The organism is Limnothrix sp. FACHB-406, assembly GCF_014698235.1.
Taxonomy (GTDB): Bacteria; Cyanobacteriota; Cyanobacteriia; order CACIAM-69d; family CACIAM-69d; genus CACIAM-69d.
The window spans coordinates 1-20,927 of the sequence record NZ_JACJSP010000021.1; the positions used below are offsets into that span (position 1 = coordinate 1).

18 protein-coding genes are annotated in these 20,927 nt (G+C 56.4%); 14 read left to right on the plus strand and 4 right to left on the minus strand.

Annotated features, from left to right (window positions below):
- The first annotated feature begins 118 nt into the window (after window positions 1-118).
- Window positions 119-277 (plus strand): hypothetical protein, encoded by a 159-nt coding sequence (locus tag H6G53_RS16115; RefSeq protein ID WP_190534726.1) that lies wholly within the window; start codon window positions 119-121, stop codon window positions 275-277.
- Between the two features lie 32 nt (window positions 278-309).
- Here the strand turns inward: H6G53_RS16115 and H6G53_RS16120 are convergent, their stop codons facing one another.
- Entirely contained in the window at window positions 310-1,701 is a 1,392-nt protein-coding gene (locus H6G53_RS16120; protein ID WP_370567850.1) for a serine/threonine-protein kinase, read from the minus strand.
- Window positions 1,668-1,877: a hypothetical protein gene (locus H6G53_RS18815; RefSeq protein ID WP_242037343.1), complete on the minus strand. Its 210-nt coding sequence runs from the start codon at window positions 1,875-1,877 to the stop codon at window positions 1,668-1,670. The genes H6G53_RS16120 and H6G53_RS18815 overlap by 34 nt, the downstream gene beginning before the upstream one ends.
- A 1,064-nt stretch (window positions 1,878-2,941) precedes the next feature.
- Between H6G53_RS18815 and H6G53_RS16125 the strand changes: the two genes are divergently transcribed.
- The 5 genes from H6G53_RS16125 to H6G53_RS16145 all read left to right on the plus strand — a co-directional run bounded on the left by H6G53_RS16125 (window position 2,942) and on the right by H6G53_RS16145 (window position 8,899).
- Window positions 2,942-4,015 (plus strand): mannose-1-phosphate guanylyltransferase, encoded by a 1,074-nt coding sequence (locus H6G53_RS16125; RefSeq protein ID WP_190534728.1) that lies wholly within the window; start codon window positions 2,942-2,944, stop codon window positions 4,013-4,015.
- Between the two features lie 76 nt (window positions 4,016-4,091).
- A complete protein-coding gene (locus H6G53_RS16130; protein ID WP_190534730.1) occupies window positions 4,092-4,583 on the plus strand; it encodes an EVE domain-containing protein in 492 nt (163 codons plus the stop codon).
- 246 nt (window positions 4,584-4,829) lie between these two features.
- Complete coding sequence (locus H6G53_RS16135; RefSeq protein ID WP_099535054.1) at window positions 4,830-5,063, plus strand: hypothetical protein; 234 nt, start codon at window positions 4,830-4,832, stop codon at window positions 5,061-5,063.
- Window positions 5,063-7,291, plus strand: a complete 2,229-nt coding sequence (gene ppk1 / locus H6G53_RS16140) for a polyphosphate kinase 1 (protein WP_190534733.1) — start codon at window positions 5,063-5,065, stop codon at window positions 7,289-7,291. The genes H6G53_RS16135 and ppk1 overlap by 1 nt, the downstream gene beginning before the upstream one ends.
- A 66-nt stretch (window positions 7,292-7,357) precedes the next feature.
- A complete protein-coding gene (locus tag H6G53_RS16145; RefSeq protein ID WP_190534736.1) occupies window positions 7,358-8,899 on the plus strand; it encodes a glycosyltransferase family 61 protein in 1,542 nt (513 codons plus the stop codon).
- 53 nt (window positions 8,900-8,952) lie between these two features.
- Here the strand turns inward: H6G53_RS16145 and H6G53_RS16150 are convergent, their stop codons facing one another.
- Both H6G53_RS16150 and H6G53_RS16155 read right to left on the minus strand, forming a co-directional pair.
- Window positions 8,953-11,034: a calcium-binding protein gene (locus H6G53_RS16150; protein ID WP_190534739.1), complete on the minus strand. Its 2,082-nt coding sequence runs from the start codon at window positions 11,032-11,034 to the stop codon at window positions 8,953-8,955.
- A gap of 400 nt (window positions 11,035-11,434) precedes the next feature.
- Window positions 11,435-14,152: a phycobilisome rod-core linker polypeptide gene (locus H6G53_RS16155; protein ID WP_099532133.1), complete on the minus strand. Its 2,718-nt coding sequence runs from the start codon at window positions 14,150-14,152 to the stop codon at window positions 11,435-11,437.
- Window positions 14,153-14,525: 373 nt separating this feature from the next.
- Here H6G53_RS16155 and H6G53_RS16160 point away from each other — a divergent pair, with 373 nt between their 5' ends.
- The 8 genes from H6G53_RS16160 (at window position 14,526) to atpA (ending at window position 20,849) form a co-directional block, all read left to right on the plus strand.
- A complete protein-coding gene (locus H6G53_RS16160) occupies window positions 14,526-15,770 on the plus strand; it encodes a bifunctional 2-polyprenyl-6-hydroxyphenol methylase/3-demethylubiquinol 3-O-methyltransferase UbiG (RefSeq protein ID WP_099532134.1) in 1,245 nt (414 codons plus the stop codon).
- Between the two features lie 163 nt (window positions 15,771-15,933).
- Window positions 15,934-16,371, plus strand: coding sequence for an ATP synthase subunit I (locus H6G53_RS16165; RefSeq protein WP_234406577.1), 438 nt, complete (start codon window positions 15,934-15,936; stop codon window positions 16,369-16,371).
- A gap of 32 nt (window positions 16,372-16,403) precedes the next feature.
- Window positions 16,404-17,171, plus strand: a complete 768-nt coding sequence (gene atpB / locus H6G53_RS16170; RefSeq protein WP_234406579.1) for a F0F1 ATP synthase subunit A — start codon at window positions 16,404-16,406, stop codon at window positions 17,169-17,171.
- 109 nt (window positions 17,172-17,280) lie between these two features.
- The gene (gene atpE, locus H6G53_RS16175; RefSeq protein ID WP_099532136.1) at window positions 17,281-17,529 is read left to right on the plus strand and encodes an ATP synthase F0 subunit C; all 249 of its coding nucleotides are present in this window, start codon (window positions 17,281-17,283) and stop codon (window positions 17,527-17,529) included.
- 127 nt (window positions 17,530-17,656) lie between these two features.
- Window positions 17,657-18,136 carry a F0F1 ATP synthase subunit B' gene (locus H6G53_RS16180; protein ID WP_190355524.1) on the plus strand — a complete coding sequence of 160 codons (480 nt, stop codon included), beginning with the start codon at window positions 17,657-17,659 and terminating at the stop codon, window positions 18,134-18,136.
- Window positions 18,137-18,143: 7 nt separating this feature from the next.
- Window positions 18,144-18,686, plus strand: a complete 543-nt coding sequence (locus H6G53_RS16185; protein ID WP_234406580.1) for a F0F1 ATP synthase subunit B — start codon at window positions 18,144-18,146, stop codon at window positions 18,684-18,686.
- Between the two features lie 2 nt (window positions 18,687-18,688).
- Window positions 18,689-19,243, plus strand: a complete 555-nt coding sequence (gene atpH / locus H6G53_RS16190) for an ATP synthase F1 subunit delta (RefSeq protein WP_190534741.1) — start codon at window positions 18,689-18,691, stop codon at window positions 19,241-19,243.
- Between the two features lie 88 nt (window positions 19,244-19,331).
- The gene (gene atpA, locus H6G53_RS16195) at window positions 19,332-20,849 is read left to right on the plus strand and encodes a F0F1 ATP synthase subunit alpha (RefSeq protein WP_099532139.1); all 1,518 of its coding nucleotides are present in this window, start codon (window positions 19,332-19,334) and stop codon (window positions 20,847-20,849) included.
- The last annotated feature ends 78 nt before the right edge of the window (window positions 20,850-20,927 follow it).

A 20,927-nucleotide genomic window follows, 5' to 3' on the forward strand; every position in this document is an offset into this window, starting at 1 on the left:
CTGTGATGGGGGTAGCGAGGCGAGGCTTTCGTAGAGCATCTCTCGATGGTGGTGACAGCGACTTTCCACACCACTATTCTATTCGTGCAAGAGGTCTAATCTCTCGGGCCTCAGCTACTTGCCCACACCGGGAGCCGCAGACTACCAAACGGTGACCCTGACCGATCGGGGAGTTTCGGTGCAATATGCCGATCTGATGCGCGAGCGACTGCCCCAATCCATTCAGCAAGTGACTGGTGCTTGGGAACGGGCGATCGCCAGTCTGCAAACTCCCTAGCCGATCGTGGCGGTCTTGGGTGGATTGGCCCCTCAAGACCGACGCAATCGCTGCTCAATTTGCTGCAAAATTTGGGGCTTGGCGCGATCCAACTCCTTCCGCAGATAGGCCTTGCCCACCTGCGGATCCGCTGCGGGCATCTGTGAGCTTTGGTCAGCCCACTGACGCAGCATTTGGCAATTGGCCGCCGTTAGGTGAATCTTGGCCACATATTGGCAACTGTGGGGATCCTCAAGGGCAAAAAACAGCAATCGATAACAGCTCTGCTTGGCCAACTGCCGAGCCAACTCCAAATTGCGGGGCTGTTTCAAATCCAAATAGGACGGTAGCCATTTGGCCCGCCGCGTGCCATCCCCGATCGACATATAGAGCACCGTCAGCCACAGCACCATCGGATGGGGAGACATCATGCCCATAAACCGGCTGTAGCAACTGCTGCCCTCTTCGCTGGATTGGATGGCGCGAATCATTTGGCGCGGCAACATAATCCAAACCGTTGCCAACGGGTCACCACTGGTGGGCAGCAGGTGAGGAAACACAATTTCCGCTACCGGTTTGCCCTTGGGCCAAGACTGCAACCGACAGAGCACATCAGGATCCGCATTGCTCGATCGACCCCGCGATTCAGACCCGCCCTCACCGCCGAGGGAAGCTCCGGGCAAGGTCGCCCGCTGGAGTGTGCTTTCAATGCGACGACTAATCAGCCGGCCGGGACTGTAGCGGTGTTCCATCGGCTCCAAGGCTTGCAAAATATCGCTCACGGACGCGGGGCGATCGTCCGGCTTTTTCGCCAAGCATTGCAGAATTAGTGACTCCAGTGGCTTGGGCACTTTCAGCCCCGGCCGCGCTTCCGCAAAGGTCATGGGCGGGCTGTCCCGGTGTACCTTATACCAACTGCCAAAGGAATGGGTTTCCGCCCGCAGGGGCATCTTCCCCGAGAGCATTTCAAACATCACCACGCCCAGGCTATAGATATCGGCCCGGCCGTCCAACTCCTTGCCTTCCATCTGCTCCGGTGACGAGTAGGCCAGGGTTCCCATGAAGTGGCTGGTTTGGGCCGCATCCCCCTGCATGAGCTTGGCGATCCCAAAATCCAAAATCTTGACCGACTCACCCATGTCCGGATCTTGCACCACCAGCAGGTTGCTGGGTTTGATGTCTCGGTGGACGATCGGGCAGAGGCGATCCTCAAGCAAAATGCCCTGGTGAGCCGCCTGAAGCCCCAGGCAAATTTGATGGGCCAGATTGAGAAAACGCGGCAGGGGCATGGTTTCCCGCTTGAAGATCGCCCCCAGGTCTCGACCTTCGAGATATTCCATCACATAGAACGGAACCTCATCTTCGCTGACCCCGTAGTCCAACACCTGGACAATGTGCTTGCTTTTTTGCCCTAACAGAAAACAGGAGCGGGCTTCCCGTTTGATTTGAAGCGATCGCGCATTTTCTGGTTCAGCAAGGTTTGAGACAAAAACTTCACGGCCACGGGCGCATCCAGCAGGATGTGCTTGGCTCGGTAAACGCGACCCATAGCACCGCGCCCGATCAACTCATCGAGTCGATATCGGTCGGCTAGCACTCGGCCAAGATTCGGGTCGCTCATAGCGTCTGCGCTCTTCTGCTGGGCTGATCGCAAAAATTAGAAATCGTCAAATCAAACCAAGAATGCAACAAATCCGGTGAATCCTATCAGTATCCCCGATGCCCAGGTGGTGATGCCCAGGTGGCGATCGTCAATCCCGGGTATGCAGTCTTGGGTACTCAGGTACTCAGTCGGCGGGGCCAGACCGTGAGATCAAGCGTTGAAATTCTGCGGATTCAGTTGCACCCAGACTAACTGGTCTATTTCCTCGTCATGATCCTTGCCAAAGGAACTCGATCGAACACCCGAGCGAGCAGATGCCCGAGTGAGCAGATGCTTAAGGGAACGGATGCAACAGATCTAACTGATTTAACTGCTCCAATAGCCATATCTGACCTGATCAGAGCCATCAGGAGCCGCTCCCGAAGACCTGTCTAGAAGGCTAGGGTAAGCAAACCAACCAAAATTAAAGCAAAAAGTTGATGAACAATGCGATTGGCGGCGGGAGACCTTAAGGGCGATCGCCCGCCAGGAGTAGGGAAAAAATGGAGCGGCGGGGTTGGTTGAGGAGAGCTGGCAGGGAGAGGAAGCGTTGGGCCCGATTCCCCAATCATTGTCGCCTACTCCCAACTGATGGAGCAAAGGGGTCGATCGCGCCCTTGCGCAGAATTGAGGACTTTGGTGGCTCAGTTTTGTGGCCCTGCTGCGAGTGGAGGGTGAGTCGATAGCGGAGCGGCCGCAACCGTGGAAGCTGTGGAAACCGTGCCGATCGCCTTGGGCCAAGTCAGAATTGGGGAAATCCAGTTTGCAGGTATCCGTGAAACGTACGGAATGTGCGGAATATGCAGAATTTGTTGAATTGGCGCAATTTGCGGAACTTGCGAAATTTCTATCAATTCTGGGAATTGGTCGCATCCATCGTTAAGTTTGTGTTGAGCTTTGCCCCTAAAGTTTTGCCCCTAGAGTTTTCACCTAGAGTTTGCCCCTAGAGCTTTCATCGCGAGTCTGCACCTGAATTTGTGTCCGGTTGGGGGCCCGCCGTCTCCGCATTGGTTTTCCAGTTAAGTCTGATGGTCTTTGAACAAATGGTTGCTTCCTCAACTCCCCAGTTAATCCCGATCGTCTTGGCCGGTGGCAAGGGTGAGCGGTTTTGGCCCCTCAGTCGCCGTCAGTTTCCCAAGCAGTTTCTCTGTTTGGATGGCAGCGGCCGCAGTTTGTTGCAAGCCACGATCGATCGCCTGATTCCGTTGGCGGGGGCGGCGGAGCATGTTTGGGTTGTGACGGGTCAACACCTGGAAGCCACGGCCCGCGAACAGTTGCCAGAATTACCGGCGGCAAATTTTGCGATCGAACCGGAAGGGCGCGACACGGCCCCGGCCCTGGCTTGGGCAACCCTGGAGGCGGCCAAGCAATATGGTGACGAGGCGGTGTTGGGCTTCTTCCCGGCGGATCACTGGATTGGGGACGGGGAAGCGTTTGCCCAAACCCTGGCGGCGGCGGCGACCTTGGCCCGCACGGAGGGGGCGATCGTCACCTTGGGCATTACGCCAACCCAGCCGGCCACGGGCTATGGCTACATCGAACAGGGCGAGGCCTTGGGGGACTTTGCGGGCCTGCCGGGCTATCGCGTCAGTCGGTTCACGGAAAAGCCCGATCGCGCCCGGGCCGAACAGTTCCTCGCCAGTGGTCGCTATAGCTGGAATAGCGGCATGTTTGTGTTTCAGGCCAAGACGGTGATTGCGGAATTAGAACGGCACGCCCCGGAAATTATTGAACCGCTGCGGGCGGAAGGGGTGGCGGCCTATGGCAAGGTTCCCAAGCTGAGTGTGGACTATGCGCTGATGGAAAAGACCGATCGCGCCTGCATTGTTCCGGCGGCCTTTGCTTGGGATGACCTGGGCGATTGGAATGCGATCGAGCGGCTGTTAAAGGGCGATCGGGCCAATGTAGATTTGGCTCAACATTTGGCTTTGGAGACAACCGGGGCGATCGTTTACAGCAGCGATCCCGAAGAGTTGGTGGTCACCATTGGCCTAGAGGATGTGGTGGTGGTGCGCGATGGGAATGTGACTCTGATTGTGGCGAAGGATCGCACCCAAGATATTAAGGCGGCGGTGAAGGCGGTGCAGGATCACCCTGAATGGCTCGATCGGCTCTAGGGCATGTTTAGGTTGATGTCGCTAGGGATTTTAAGTTGTGTTTTAATCACAGAGCTTTGCTTGTGCTCGTTTTCCTATGGCTTTGCCCCCTGTGCCGGCCGCTTGCTGGCTGATTAAATCTGAACCCATAACTTACTCGATCGCCCACCTAGAGCGCGATCGACAGACCATTTGGGATGGCGTGCGGAACTATCAAGCGCGTAACTTTCTGCAAGCGATGCAGCCGGGAGATTGGGCGTTTTTTTATCACTCCAACACGGAGCCGCCGGGAATTGCGGGTCTGGCGCAGGTGGCCGTGGCCAAGGTGGTGGATCCAACCCAGTTTGACCCCAACAGCCCGTATTTTGACCCCAAGGCCAGTCCCGATCGCCCCCGTTGGTTCACGGTGGAAGTGGCCCATTTGCAAACCTTTGATCGGTTCTTACCTCTGGAATTGTTGCGATCGCAATTCACGGCCGATGAGTTGCTGATTTTGCGACGGGGAAACCGCCTTTCCGTTACGCCGGTCGATCCCCCTGTGGCTGAGCGATTACTAATGTTGGCCAGCTCGCCTCAAACCGCGCCTTAAACCTAAATAGAAAGCTAAAAGAGAGCCAAACGGGGGCCCAATTTAATTTGTTAAATTGGGTCTGTTAAATTGGGTCTCTCAGCTCCATCAAACCCCATCAAACTCCACCGAACGCCAGCAGGCTGGGGGCTGGAGCGCCTGGCTCCGGCTTTGGGAAATTGCGCTTTAACCAAATTTTAAAGATAGGTTAAGCTGAGGCAACTGCCATTTTTGCTACGGTCGAGAGCGCGTCCGCCCCCAATCCCCATGATTAGCCAAGCCATTGCCCGCTACATCGAAGGTACCGACAGTTCCCACAAACCCTGGTTGCTGGTACAGCTTCGCCTTGCCAAATTGGAAGAGCAGCGCGATCGCCTTTCGCCAGCGGAATATTCCCAAGCCCTAGCGGACATTCACCAAGACTTGATGAATTTGGGTGAATGGTGGGTCGGTCGCGAACAGGAAATGTTTCGACCTCATGGGCCAGGCGGCAACGAGTAATGACTAGGGCGCAACGAGCTACCACGGAAAATCCCGATCGACCGGAATCGCAATCGATCGACCTGCACGATCCGCAGTACTACTTCAACCGGGAACTGAGTTGGATTCAGTTCAACCGGCGAGTGCTGCACGAGTCTATGGACGATCGCAACCCCCTGTTGGAGCGGTTGAAGTTCTCTGCGATTTTCAGCTCCAACTTGGATGAATTTTTCATGGTGCGCGTGGCGGCCCTCAAAAAGCAGGTAGAAGCGGGCGTGGCCAAGCGGCCCCCCGACGGGCGATCGCCCCAACAGCAACTGGTTGAAATTGCCGAGCACCTGCGCCCGATCGTGGCCGAGCAACATCAACACTACGCCAAGGTGTTGCGTCCCCTGCTGGCCGAACAGGGCATTTACCTGCTGGATTACGTTGACCTGAACCAAGAGCAGCGGGCCTATCTCCATCAGCTCTTTGAGGCGGAAATTTTCCCGGTACTCACGCCCCTGGCAGTTGATCCGGGTCATCCCTTTCCTCATATTTCCAACCTCAGCCTGAATCTGGCGGTGGTGGTGCAGGATCCGGAAACCCAGGAAGATCACTTTGGGCGGGTGAAGGTTCCCGAAAGCTTGCCCCGGTTTTTGCCCCTGGCGGCCGATAGCCTAGATCCGGCCACCCTCAGTGCCGATTGGGTGGGGGTCAATCCCGGTAAGCCGGTTTGGGTTTGCGTGGCGATCGAGCAAGTGATTGCTCACAACCTGGAAAGCCTGTTTCCGGGCATGAATATCCTGGAATATCAGCCCTTTCGGGTCACCCGCAACGCGGACATCGCCGTGGCGGAAGATGAGGCCGATGATCTGCTGCTGGCGATCGAACAGGAATTGCGAAAGCGGCGCTTGGGTGGTTCCGTGGTGCGGCTAGAGGTGCTGGACACCATGCCCACGGAAATTAGCGATCGACTGCTCGAAGAGTTGGAAATTACCGCCGAGAGCGTCTATCCCGTCACCGGTCTGTTGGGGCTACGGGACTTCATGGCCTTTTTGGGCTTGCCCCTGCCTCACTTGAAAGATCCGTCCTGGAACCCAGTGATTCCTAAGCGGGTGCAGCGCCTGCCGGAACCTTCGGAAAATGCGCAATCCCCAGAGGAAGAGGAAGTCAGCGACTTTTTCACAGAAATTCGCCGCCAAGACTTGCTGCTACACCATCCCTATCACTCCTTTTCGGCCACAGTGCAGCGGTTCATCACGGAAGCAGCCCGCGATCCGAATGTGCTGACGATCAAGATGACCCTGTATCGCACCTCTGGCGACTCCCCGATCGTCCATGCCCTGATTGATGCGGCGGAAAACGGCAAACAGGTGGTGGTGTTGGTGGAACTCAAGGCGCGGTTTGATGAAGAAAACAACATCAACTGGGCCCGCAAGCTGGAAAGCGCCGGGGTGCATGTGGTTTATGGCTTGGTGGGCCTAAAAACCCACACCAAAATTGTGCTGGTGGTGCGCAAGGAGCCGGAGGGCCTGCGCCGCTATGTCCACATTGGAACCGGAAACTATAACCCCAAAACCGCCAAGCTCTACACCGATGTGGGGCTGCTCAGTTGCCGGCCGGAGCTGGGAGCTGACTTGACCGATTTGTTCAATTACCTAACGGGTTATTCTCGCCAACGCGCCTATCGCAAGCTGTTGGTGGCCCCGGTGAACATGCGCGATCGGATGGTGGCCTTGATTCAACGGGAGCGCGACTGGGCCCGCCAAGGTCACCAGGGGCGGGTTGTGGCCAAAATGAATGCCCTGGTAGATCCGGTGGTGATTCGGGCGCTGTATGAGGCCTCCCAAGCGGGGGTGCAGGTGGATTTGATTGTGCGGGGAATTTGTTGTTTGCGGCCGGGTTTGCCGGGCCTGAGCGACCACATCCGCGTGGTCAGCATTGTGGGCCGCTTTTTGGAACATTCCCGCATTTTCTATTTCCACAATGGCGGCCAAGATGAGCTGTATATTGGCAGTGCCGATTGGATGCCCCGCAATTTGACACGGCGGGTAGAGGCCGTCACCCCGATCGAGGATCCCGATTTGGTGCAAGAATTGCAAGCCATTTTGGGTGTGATGCTGGCTGACACACGCAACGCTTGGGAACTACGGGCGGATGGGATCTACATCCAACGGCAACCCCTTGGCAAATCGGATCCCCAAGCGTCTCAGGTGGTGTTGATGCAGTTGGCGGAACAGGAAGCAGTGATGAAGGATGACGATTAGGGGTTGCCAGGGGTGGATCGGTTGCTAGTGACTGATGAATGGCTAGTGGTGGATTGATTGCTAGTGGTGGCAGAGTTGCCTGATGCCGAAAACCCGGTGGCTGAAAACCCGGAGCCGATCGCCCCTGAACTGATGCGGCAACGGCTCCGATCGGCCATTTGCGATCGGCCCCAGGACTCGGATTTATACGTGCAGTTCGCCCAAGTGCTGGCCCAACTGCAACGGTGGCCGGCGGCAGCCATGGCCCTGTGGCGGGCGGCGGAGTTGGCTCCTGCTAACTGGCGGTTGTGGCTGCAAGGGGCCCAAGTGGCGGAAGGGCTGGGCGATCGCCCGATGGCGATTCGCGCTTATTTGCGATCGCTCCAAGCCAATGGCAACAGGGCCACCTGCTGTTTTCGGGTGGCGCGGCTGCTGCGGGAATTGGGGCGCGATCGGGAAGCGGTCGACTGTGAGCGCTGGCAACTGCCCCCCGCGATCGTCCAGGAATTTGCGCGGTTGGACTATCCCTTGCATTTGTGTTCCGCCGCCGATTTACCCGCAGAGCAAACCCGCTGGCTGGAGCCGATCACCCCCTACCCACCCCTCAAAGCTGCCCGGATGTTGGGGCCTGTGCATCCGCACTTGGCTCCAGACACGGCCCCCCAACTGCCGCCCTGGCCTCGCCCCGGGGTGGTGGCCATTCCCCAGGGGCGGGCCCAAATCTCCCAGTTGGGGATCTGCATCACCACGGCCGACCATCAAGTCATTCAGGAACTGTCTTCGGGGATTGCGCCTTTGCAGGCGGTGAGCCAGCCACCGCCTGTTCGGAAACTATCGGGCACGGCAGCCTTTTTGTCTGTGCGGTTTCGGCCCAACTATTGGCACTGGATGGTGGACTGTTTGCCCCGGTTGGCTTGGTTGGCGGAGGCGGGGTTTGAGCGATCGGCGATCGATTGGTGGGTGTTTGATCGCCTCGACTATCCCTTTCAATTCGCCACCCTGGAGCGCCTGGGCATCAACCCCGATCGCGTCGTTTCGAGCGATCGTCATCCCCACCTGCAAGCCGATCGGCTCTTGGCTTTGCCGCCCTTGGGCCGCTGTACTCCCATTTCCGACAACACTTTCACTCCCCAGACCCGCGACTTTTTGCGACGGGAATTTTTACCGCTGGCCACGGCGATCGATCCGGCCCACTGTCCCGATCGGCTCTACATCACAAGGCGCAACAATGTGCAGCATCGCCGGTTTTTAAACGAAGCGGAAATTTTGCCCCTGTTGACCCAGCGGGGGTTTCAGGCGGTGGATCTTGATGGACTCAGTCTGGGTCACCAAGCCGCCCTGTTCCAGCGGGCCCGCGCCATTGTGGCTCCCCATGGCGCAGGTTTGACCAATTTGGCCTACGCCGAACCGGGCACGACGGTGATTGAGCTATTTCCACCGCGTTATGTGGCGAATTTCTTTTGGTTGGTGGCCAACTGTAGCCATTTGAACTATTGGGCCCTGTTGGGGCGCGAAACGTTGCCACCTTTGCCGATCGGGGATTGGATGGCCCAGGCCCAAGCCTATCGAGATGACTTGGAAATCGATCCTCAGGCCTTGGCCACCATCCTCGATCGGGCAAGTCTATAGAAATCAGCCAACAGAAATCAGCCAACCACGGAACGCCCAATCACCAAGCAAACCTAGACCAAAGCCGGAGTGAAGTCTCCTGCGGTCAGTTGGTTGGGTGCGAGGTTGGCGATCTTGGCGAGTATCGTTGTGCCATTGCTGAGGTTCAAAAAGCCATTGCTCACGGTCAGGCTGAGGGATTCAAAACTGAGTCCGGTAGGCAAAACGAGCCGATCGATTCCATCTTCAAAATCAAGAATCGTCTCAGTGCCTTCCCCAATCACAAAGCGATCGCTCCCCGCGCCGCCGATTAGGGTGTCTTCACCCCGATCGCCGCTGAGCAGATCATCACCATCGCTGCCAAACAACCAATCAGCTCCCCGACCGCCAAAGAGCAGATCGTTACCAGTTCCGCCGCAGAGGGTATCCGCCTGTTGGTTGCCAAAGAGCGTGTCGTTCCCGTCACCGCCCGCCAGCCAATCGGTTTCTGCGCCACCCCATAGCCAGTCAGAGTCACCTAGCCCCAAGAGTTGGTTGCTTTCGGCATTGCCCCACAGGATATCTGCGCGATCGGAACCGGTTTGGGTGCGATCGGGCATCAGCAAGGGCGGTTGACACCCATAACCGCTGTCCCCGATCGGGAAAGAACTGAGGCTGGGGGGAACCTGTCCAGCAACTGGGAAATCATAGATTGCTGGTTCGCCGTTGGTGCGCAGAACAACGCGCCCGTCATAGGTTCCTGATTGCTCCGTGAGCGCCAAAGTTACTGGGAGGGTGGTGCTGGGCAGAACAACGGGCGGCAGGGTTTCCAAAATGGAAAAGCCCTTGGGGAGTTGTAAATCCAAGAGCTTCAGGGGTTCTGAGCCAATGTTGGTGATGCTGATCACCTGTTGGGGCCGGGCTGCGCTGTCTGTGGTTGCTGAGGGTTGGGTGAGCTGTATGGGGGCGGTGGTGTCGTCGAGAATGATGGGTCCGCCCCGATCGAGAGTCACGATCAGTCGAGGCGGCAGGGGCGGCGGTGGGGCGATCGGGCTGCTGGGGGGAAGTTCTGGGCTGGGGGCGATCGGGGCCGGAGCCACAAAAACTGGAGCAACAGGAGCCGGAGCTAAACCACTGCCCGGACTCAGGGGACTGGGGGAGCTGATGGCCCCGTCGTTATCTTCGATCTCGATCGTTTGTACCAGGCTGCCGCCGAGGGTCAAGCCACTGGTCGTTGCTTTCAGGGTAATGGTGGCGGTTTCGGTTCCTTCCACCATCGTGTCATCCATCACCGTGAAGGTGACAGAGCCGGTTGTGTTGCCGTTGGTGATGTTGATTTGGGGTTGGCTGAGCTGATAGTCTTCCGGGGTGATGTTCGTTCCGCTGACTTGGAATTCAACGGTTTGGTCACTGACAACGGCCTGGGAAGCGGTGGCCGTAACGGTGATGACGGTTCGATCGGTTTCGGTTCCTGTGTTGCGGCTGACCGAGAGATTGACGGTGGGGTTGGGTGTGCCGGTGAGGGAGAAGTCATCGATCGCCAAACCATGATCATCCCCCGTATCATTTCGCTCCACCCAACGAAGCCAGAGGGTGTCATTGTGGGCCCAACTCAAGCCGGACAGTGCGCCTCCAACGCCCGCAACCCGCCCTGCAACATTCCCGTCAACCATGCCAGCCGTTTCAGTGGCAACGGGCGAAGTCCAATTGAATCCACTGCCCGGCGCTGTCCAGGTTGGAACGGTTGTGAAACTGTTACCAAAGCCATATTCCAACACCATGGTTTGCGCAGTGGCGTTTCCCCCATTTCGCCACTGTTCACCCGCAAAGGAAATTGTGAGATGATTAATCGTCGTGCCAGTGGTGTTTTTGGCCGCAAACGCGATCCATCCGGCAATGTTTCCGCTGGCAGGACTCCCGAAATATGTACCGCCTGAGCCAATGCCGCCTAAGGCTCGATCGCTCTCTCCAGTGATGCCAAAGCTATAGAAGTTGCCTGTGTTGTCGTTGCCTCGGCTCGATCGATAGATTGTTAAAGCCTGGCCAGGAGAGGGCTGGCGCAACAAATACCAGCCGGGCAGCGTAGTGTTATTAGTCCAAGCTAGATCACTGTTAGAACCACTCGAATTGAGAGTGTTGAAGTTCTGACTATAGGAACCGCTAAATGAAATAGCCATTGATGCACCCTGGCTTCAAGTCTTTTTAATGACGGGTTGTTTAAGTTATGAAGTCGGTAGTAATTTTATCTTGAATAGGATGGTAATCAGTATCACAAAGAACGGACTCTAGGCGAGCTACGCTTATCAGTCCTATGAACAGTCATCACCATAGCGATCATCAACAGCGCCAAAAACGCAAAAACAAGGAGCGAAGGCCCCTTGTTCTCAGCAGTCTTGAAAAACTGGCTTAAAAGGTATGTTTAATTGGTCTGAGCCGATCGGCAACCATCCAACCAGGCTTGAAATTGAGAAGCCTACACCCGATCGCCCAGCCTCAGCGAGCGATCGAATGTAGGAGCATTCACAACCTCAAATTCAACAGAATCACCTGTCAGAAAAGACCCACAGAATCCGCGCTTTAGGCACGGCTCAGGGGCGTTGCCGGCACAAAGCTCGGCACCACCACATCGCTGTTCTGTTTGGTCAGTTGGTCATACAACCGGTTGGTGTTCGGGAAGTTGGCCGCTGGCAGCGTCGGGAACCGGCGATAGGGAACCGTATCCTCACCGAAGCACTCCGCATATTCCGGCGTGTTCAGCATGGCCGACACAAAACCCTTCAGACCTTCTGTTGCCAGAATTTGGTTGTACTTGCGGATTTCCACCTGGTTCAGCGGTGCCCGACCCAAGAAATGCTTCAGACCCAGTTCGATCACCTTCGTGTTCGGATAGGGGGCATAGAATTCCTTGGTGTACAAGCGAGAGCCGCCCAATGACTCGATGAATTCCTTCATCGTGATTTCGCCATTGCCCAGCTTGCTTTCCAGTGCCGTGAACTCAGCCCGCACGATGTAAGGATCCAAGTCACGCTCAAAGACCTGACGATAGGCCGCCGCGATCGCCGTTTTCAGGGCCACCTTGTCGGTCGTGGTCGTCAGCTTGAAGGTCTTGGTTTGCTCGCGACGACGGCTCACCCCTTGGCCAGCGCGGTTGCTCGCATCCCCTTCCGTACGGATCGAGAGCGGTTGTCCCAGCTCCACAAAGCGCGGTGCTTCCGGTTCCGGCTTGGTCAGCACGCCCTTGAAGCCCAAGTTACCCGGACGAGTCGTGCGCAGGGCTTGGCCACCCGCCGTCAGATAGCGCTCGTAGGGAACCGTGTCTTCCCCAAAGGCTTCCGCATATTCCGCCGTATCGAGAATTGCATCAATCAAGGCATAGAACCCTTGCTTGGCACAAATATCGAAGTACTTGTTGGTTTCGTTGCGACCGTAGGTGGGGCGACCCAACAGGCGACGGTGAATATATTCCACCGCCTTCATCACGTACAACGAACTCCAGTAGGTCTTGCGGAACAAATCCGACTTGGCCAACTGACGAATGAATTCCTTGACCGTGATGTTGCCGTTTTCCAGCTTGATTTCCGCCACCGTCAGGCGCTGGCCTTCATACACATCGCGGCCAAACACTTGCAGATAGGCAGCGCGGATGACGGCTTGGGTGGTGCTTTCCGAGAAGCGAATGCTGGCGGTCTTCACCGACTTGCCAATTCCGGGCAACTGATCCAGCTTGAACACCTTGGGCCCCATCGAGCCAGGAGCCTTGCCCACTGCACCCGGGTTGCTCAGTTGGTTCTCAATCCCGGCACCACGCTTGATCAGAATCCGGCGGGTATCCTTGCCAAAGGGTGCAGGTCGGTTCTTGGGATTGCGGGTTTCTTTCGGGAAGATTGCCCCAAACTGAATTTCCAGCGGATCATTACCAACCCCGTAGGGATGCTGATCGCGCAGGGGTTGCACATAGTCCCCAAAGGTGGTGATGAATTGGGGAACCTTGCGGAAGGGGGCGCTGTAGTTGAACAGGTCGATCTGCGGGCCCCAGTTGCGGCACTCTTGGGCTTCTTGACCCAGACCGCGCAGGTAAGGCACGGTTTCTTCGCCAAAGTAATCCGCGTATTCTTGCGAATCGACCAGGGCATCGACCAGGGCCGCCAAGCCGCCACTCGAGACGATCGAGAAGTACTTTTGCACTTCTTCGCGGGACGAAGGGCCACGACCCAGAATGTGACGGAAAGCGAGTTCTAGAGCACGGCTGTTGATGAACGGTTCAAAGAACTGCTTGCGGTATAGGGGTGACTTGGCCAAACGGCGGATGAATTCCTTCATGGAAATTTCGCCGTTTTTGACCTTGGATTCCAGGTCAGAAATTCCTAAGGAGTAAGCGCGGGTGATGTCGCGCTCAAACACTTGGCGATAGGCCGCTTTCACCGCATCGTTCTTTTCGGTGGCCGACAGGCCGGGCTTCATCGCGTACTTCACGCGCTTTTCAGCGGCGTTGGCGTAGATTTGCGGCAGGGCCAGACCCTGTTGATCCGCCGAAGGTCGCTGACGCACCTTGTTGGACGGTGTGGGGGCCTTGAACTCCGTTAGCAATACATCAAAGTATTGCTTGACGATTTCCGTGGCGTTGGCATCATCGCGGAAGTAGGTGAGGGCCGCTTGCTTCATGCCCTCGATCGCCACGATTGTGGCGGCCGTGGAACAGGCGTTTTCGATGATTTCGCGCAGACCACGGGTGTTCACGGCGATGATCGTCGGGTCACCGGCCACGATCGCGTAGGTCACATAGCGCAGAAACCAGCTCATGTCCCGCAAGGACTTTTGCATGTTCCGGGGGCCATAGCGGGCAACGCTAATGGGCCGGAAGCCAGCGGGAATGGGCGCAGAGGGGGTCAAGAAAAAGTCGCGCAGACCACTGAACAGGCCACCGCCGCTGCTCTTGGCTTCCACGTAGGTGACGGTGCCGAAGGTCATGCCTTCCTGCACCGTCTTGGCTACAGGGTTGGTGGTGGTGGCCATTACCGGTTCATCCGTTGGCGGCTTTTCCAAGAAAGCCAGGGGCGAACCACCGGTAAAGATCTTGTTGGCTGCTCGCGAGACGATGATTTCGGCGTTAACCGTCAGGACTTGAGCAATGGCCAGTCGTTGAGCACCGGAGCTAAAGAAAGTTTTAAGTTCGCTGAGTTCCGCTGGGGCTAGGTAGCGATCTTGTTGTTCTGCTTGGGAAATTTTAGATACGGGAACAGTGCTGTAGAGCTGCGGACGGGCAACCGAGCTTCCACCACTTGCTTTAACGCTCATGAGATTCTAATGGTCCTTTTCTAAGTCAGGTGAACGACCGTACCGGGTTCTGTGACATTGGACAGAACCTTTAGCCCTTAGCCTCAGGTTGGCTCGACGCTGGCAACCCTCAACGGCTGTCGGCGAACATGGAAGGGACGATCTCAACTCAATATGGTTGTGAATCCACCCATTAGACTAAAACGATTCTGTGCGTGGGGCGGCCTTTGTTAAGAAGTGTGTATGCTTCTCAGGCGGGCGATCGCAGGCATTGGAAGGGCAGGGGGTGCGATAGACTCGATCGCGGTGATTACCCTTGCGAGTCCTCGTTTCAGCCTCTTTTCAGCAATTTCTATATAAACAATCAACCCAATCAACCCCCTATTCAATTCCGATGGAAGCACAGCGCACCGCCCAAACCCTCGCCGCCGTCCAAAAGCTCTACGATACCTATCCGTTTCCGCCAGAACCCCTGTTGGATGAACCCCCGCCGGGCTATAACTGGCGCTGGAATTGGCAAGCGGCGCATCAGTTTTGCACGGGCAGAAAGGCGGAACGCACTGATATTCGAATTTTGGATGCGGGTTGCGGCACGGGTGTGGGCACTGAATATTTAATGCACTTGAACCCGGAAGCCAAGATCACGGCGATCGACCTGAGTTCAGAGGCGTTGGGCGTGGCTCGGGAACGGTGTCGGCGGACGGGCGATCGGGTTCGCGGAGGCGATCGCGTAGAATTCCGTCACCTCAGCCTTTACGATGCCCAGGAAATTTCCGGCAAATTTGATTGGATCAACTGCGTTGGCGTGTTGCACCACCTGCCTGATCCGGTGCGAGGCATTCAATCTCTGGCCGCCAAGCTAGCTCCCGGTGGCCTCATGCACATTTTTGTTTATGGGGAACTGGGTCGTTGGGAAATCCAGTTGATGCAGCGAGCGATCCGCCTGCTCCGTGAAAGCCCCACGGGCCCGGCAGATTCCAATCCCTATCGTGATGGTGTTCAGATTGGACGATCGCTATTTGCGGCCTTGCCCGAAACCAATCGGTTGGTGCGGCGGGAACAGGAGCGCTGGTCGATGGAAAACCAGCGGGATGAGTGTTTTGCAGATATGTATGTCCATCCCCAGGAAGTGGACTACAACATCGACACCCTCTTTGAATTAATTGAGGCCTCGGGTCTGGAGTTCCTGGGCTTTTCCAACCCTGATTACTGGCAGCTCGATCGCCTCTTGGGCAGCAATCCGGAGCTGATGGCGCGAGCCGAGGGCTTGAGCGATCGACAGCGCTATCGCCTGGTGGAATCGCTGGATCCCGAAGGAGCTACCCACTACGAGTTTTGGTTAGGTTGCCCGCCGGTCAATCGCCTCACTTGGGAAGACTCCAGCGCCCTGGCCGCGGCCCTGCCGAGCCTGAATCCCTGTATGGATGGCTGGCCCAGCCGTTGTCTATTTAATCAGGACTATCGGATTGTCAGCTTGGACGATGCTACGTTCCAGTTTCTCAGTGCCGTGGCCGCCAACGAAACCGCTGACCAACCCCAGTCGATCGCCCAACTCCTGAGCCAGCAGCCGGGCTTCACCCTCGAAAACGTGCGATCGTTGCTTGATCAGCGCCTGTTGTTGCTGACTCCCCAACGCTAATTCAATCCCTAGCCAACCACCCGCTAAATCCGGGCGCAGTCAAAATAGCTCCCCCCAGCAACCTCGCCCATTTCCTGTGAAAAACGCGCAACACCTGCGTGGTACAATCGCACCTGGCTTAGGGCCGCCGGGCCAGCATTCAACAGCCAGGAGTTTGCAACCGATGGACTCTCCAACGGTCGAACCAGTCACCGCCATGCCGGAAGTTTCTCCCGAAGCGATCGAGGGCACTTCCGAAAACGGCGCAGCCATGGAGGAATACTACAAACTCCAACGGGAGCTATTAATCGGCTCCTTGGTTGTATCCCTGGTGATTTTTCTGTCTGTTTGGGCCACCTACAGTCTCAACACTGCCCTGAGCTATTTGCTGGGAGCGCTGGTGGGCATTGTATACCTGCGAATGCTGGCCAAAGATGTCGCTACCCTGGGTAATGGCAAACAGCAATTGAGTAAAACTCGGCTAGCACTTTTTGTAGCCATTTTTCTCATTGGTGCTCGAGTTCAGCAACTTGAACTGTTGCCAATCATCCTTGGTTTTCTGACCTATAAGGCTGCTCTAATTTTCCACACGTTGCGCGCGATCGCAAAGCCCAACCCTTAGGCTAATTGCGAGAGCAATCTCGTCAAATGCCTATGCAAAACAGCGTTGCTATGTTCGATCTTTTTTCAAACATTCCGTTCTCTCCGCTAGCAGAACTGGAAGTTGGTCAACACTTCTATTGGCACATTGGCAACTTCAAGGTACATGGGCAAGTTTTCCTTGCCTCTTGGATTGTCCTAGGGCTACTGATCGTTACTTGCATCTTGGCAACTCGTAACATTCAGCGAGTACCGTCGGGATTGCAAAACTTCATGGAATATGCCTTGGAGTTTATCCGCGACCTTACCAAAACCCAAGTGGGCGAAAAAGAATATCGAGCATGGGTTCCCTTTGTTGGCACCTTGTTCCTATTCATTTTTGTGTCGAATTGGGGTGGTGCACTCATTCCTTGGAAACTCGTTGAGTTACCGTCTGGTGAATTGGCTGCTCCTACCAACGACATCAACACAACGGTTGCCCTGGCACTGACCACATCGGTCGCCTATTTCTATGCAGGATTGAGCCGAAAAGGGTTGGGTTACTTCGCCGATTACGCGCAGCCGACCCCGATCATGGTTCCCTTCAAAATCATTGAAGACTTTACCAAGCCGCTGTCGTTAAGCTTCCGTTTGTTTGGTAATATCCTAGCGGATGAACTTGTGGTGGCTGTACTGGTCTTCCTGGTTCCCTTGTTCGTGCCCATTCCGCTGATGGTTTTGGGGCTGTTCACGAGTGCAATTCAAGCCCTGATTTTTGCAACTCTGGCGGCATCCTACATTGGTGAAGCAATGGAAGATCACCACGGCGAGCATCACGACTAACGACCCCATTTTTAGGGGTTGTGAAACGGAGTCGTGAAAGCATCAATTGGGGATTGTTTCCCTTCTAATTACAAGACTCTCAACAACAATTCAAGGACGGACTACGACAATGAATCCTACGATTGCTGCTGCTTCGGTTCTGGCTGCTGCTCTGGCTGTGGGTTTGGGTGCAATTGGCCCCGGTATCGGTCAAGGTAATGCGGCTGGTCAAGCTGTGGAAGGGATTGCTCGTCAACCGGAAGCAGAAGGCAAAATCCGTGGCACCTTGCTGTTGAGCTTGGCGTTCATGGAAGCTCTGACGATTTACGGTCTGGTGGTGGCACTAGTGCTGCTGTTCGCTAACCCCTTCGCTTCGTAAATTTGGTTTTCGGCTTTTGCGAACGAGTTTTACCTGAGGCGGCGAAAGGTGCTTGCTTGATGCGAAAGCCTTTTGCTGCCCCAACTCGCGAAAAGGGGCTGTCAACCATCTGCTGGGAGTAAGCGAAATGCTATACGCACTCGTACCAACGCTGTTGGCAGCGGAGGCAGAAGGGGGTCTGTTTGACCTTGATGCCACCCTGCCCCTGATGGCAGCGCAGTTTCTAATTTTGGCTTTGATTTTGAATGCGGTTTTGTACAAGCCCCTGGGACAAGCCATTGACCAACGGGCAGACTACATCCGTGGCAAGCAACTGGATGCACAAGAGCGCCTGGAGAAGGTGAAGTCGTTGACGGCGGAATATGAAAAGGCTTTGGCGGAGGCCCGCCGTAAGTCTCAGTCCATCGTAGCGGATGCCCAAGCGGAGGCGCAAAAACTGGCGGCTCAGACGGTGGCAGACGCGCAACGACAGGCCCAATCGGAGCGGGAAGCGGCTCAACAGGAGATTGACAGTCAACGGCAGACGGCTTTGGCTGCCCTGGACGGTCAAGTGGCGGTGCTGAGCCGTCAGATTGTGCGGAAGTTGTTGGGTTTTGAGTTGGGATGAGGTTGTGATGACGAACATGTTTTTGGGTTCGATCGCCCCTCATCTGTTGGCCCATGGATCGTTCGGGATTAACACCGACATCCTGGAAACCAATGTGATCAACCTGGCGATCGTGTTGGGGGTTCTGGTCTACTTTGGTCGTGGCTTCTTGGGTAACCTGCTGGGAACCCGGAGAGCGGCGATCGAAGAGGCAATCACCGAAGCAGAAAAGGCGCAAGCGGAAGCTGTGAAGGCCTTGGAAGAGCAACAGCGCAAACTGGCTCAAGCCCAGGCGGAAGCAGAGCGAATCACTGCTGAAGCAAAGGTTGCAGCTGAGCGGACGAAGGAAGCCATTTTGGCGAAGTCCACCCAGGATGTGCAACGGATGCGCGAGGCCGCTTCCAGTGACTTGGCGGCTGAGCAAGAGCGTGTGATTACGCAATTGCGGCAGCGGGCTGTGGCCGCAGCGCTGGAGCAGGTCAACGACCAACTGCGCTCGCGCTTGAATTCGGATCAACAGCGGGATTTGGTTGATCGGAGCTTGGCCCTGATTCAAGGGGGAGGGAACTAACGATGCAAAGCAGTTCAACGATCGCCAGCATCGCCGAGCCTTACGCGCAAGCTTTGATGACCTTGGCTCAAAAGGAAAGCTTGGTGGAGCGTTTTGGCGAGGATGTGACCTACCTACGAGGTTTGCTAGCAGCCTCGGATGAGCTGGGCGCTCTCTTGGCTAACCCGTTTGTCAAGGCGGACGATAAGAAGTCTGTACTCGATCGCCTGGCGGGTGAAACTCTGCACCCGTTGACGGCGAACTTTTTGAAACTCTTGGTCGATCGCAAGCGGATTGCGCTGCTGGATTCGATCGCCCAGAAATATCAAGACCTGCTGCGCCAGTTTACGAATACGGCCTTGGCGGAAGTGACTTCTGCGGTGGAACTGACGGAAGAGCAACGCCAAAGCGCCATTGAGCGGGTGAAACAGCTCACCGGGGCCGCCAGCGTGGAACTGGTGACGAAGGTCGATACCGATTTGATCGGCGGCGTGATTATCAAAGTCGGCTCGCAAGTGGTCGATGCCAGCCTGCGTGGTCAATTGCGACGCATGGCGCTGACTTTGGGCGCGATCTAGCTCTGTTTGTGAGCAAATCCCGAGGGCCGCAACCAAGATAAGCACCCCAAACGCTGGAAACAACGTTGAAAACTAGGAGTCGCAGACCGTGATTGCAATCAGACCGGACGAAATCAGCAGCATTATTCAGCAGCAGATTGAGCAGTACGACAAGGATGTCAAGGTGGCCGACGTGGGCACCGTGCTGCAAGTGGGTGACGGGATCGCTCGTATCTATGGCCTGCAAAATGCCATGGCTGGTGAGCTGCTGGAGTTCGAGGACGGTACTGTGGGTATCGCACTGAACCTCGAAGAGAACGATGTGGGTGCTGTATTGATGGGTGACGGCCTCAACATCCAAGAAGGCAGTACCGTTCGTGCCACCGGTAAGATCGCGGCGATTCCGGTGGGTGATGCGGTTGTGGGCCGGGTTGTGGATGCGCTGGCTCGCCCGATCGATGGCAAGGGTGACATTGCCTCCTCGGAAACCCGTCTGATCGAATCGATGGCCCCTGGGATTATCGCCCGGAAGTCCGTGTGCGAACCGATGCAAACGGGGATTACGGCAATTGACTCGATGATTCCGGTCGGGCGTGGCCAACGGGAGCTGATCATCGGTGACCGCCAAACGGGTAAGACCTCGATCGCGATCGACACGATCATCAACCAAAAGTCCGAAGATGTGATCTGCATCTACGTGGCGATCGGGCAAAAGGCCTCCTCCGTGGCCCAGGTGATCGACGTGCTGAAGGAATCGGGCGCGCTGGACTACACCATCGTGGTGGCCGCCAACGCCAACGACCCCGCCACCTTGCAATACCTGGCTCCCTACACCGGCGCTGCCATTGCCGAGTACTTCATGTACAAGGGCAAGGCCACCCTGGTGGTTTACGATGACTTGTCCAAGCAAGCCCAGGCCTATCGCCAAATGTCCTTGCTGCTGCGTCGTCCGCCCGGTCGGGAAGCTTACCCCGGCGACGTGTTCTATCTCCACAGCCGCTTGCTGGAGCGCGCCGCCAAACTGAGCGATGAGTTGGGTGGTGGGAGCATGACGGCTCTGCCGATCATCGAAACCCAAGCCGGTGACGTGTCGGCCTACATCCCGACCAACGTGATTTCGATTACCGACGGTCAGATCTTCTTGTCCGCTGACCTGTTCAACTCGGGTCTGCGCCCGGCCGTGAACGCTGGTATCTCCGTATCCCGCGTGGGTTCGGCTGCCCAAACCAAGGCCATGAAGAAGGTAGCCGGTAAGGTGAAGCTGGAACTGGCTCAATACGACGACTTGGCTGCTTTTGCACAGTTCGCCTCCGATCTGGATAAGGCGACCCAAGATCAGTTGGCCCGTGGTCAGCGTCTGCGGGAACTGCTGAAGCAGCCCCAATACGCGCCTCTCGGTGTGGATGAGCAAGTGGCGGTCATTTACGCCGGGATTAACGGCCATTTGGATGAAATTCCGGTCAACCTGATCACCAAGTTTGTGGCGGGTCTGCGGGATTACCTGAAGAATAACAAGGCTGGCTATGGTGAAGCCGTGCGCAGCACCAAGCAACTGACGGAAGAGGCGGAAACCCTGCTGAAGGAAGCGTTGACTGAGTACAAGCAAACCTTCTTGGTTGCTCAGTAATCATCGCGAATCAAGTGATCGCCTAGGGTCTTCTACCCCGGGCGATCGCGCCCCCTAGCGACTCAGGCGACTCAAAGG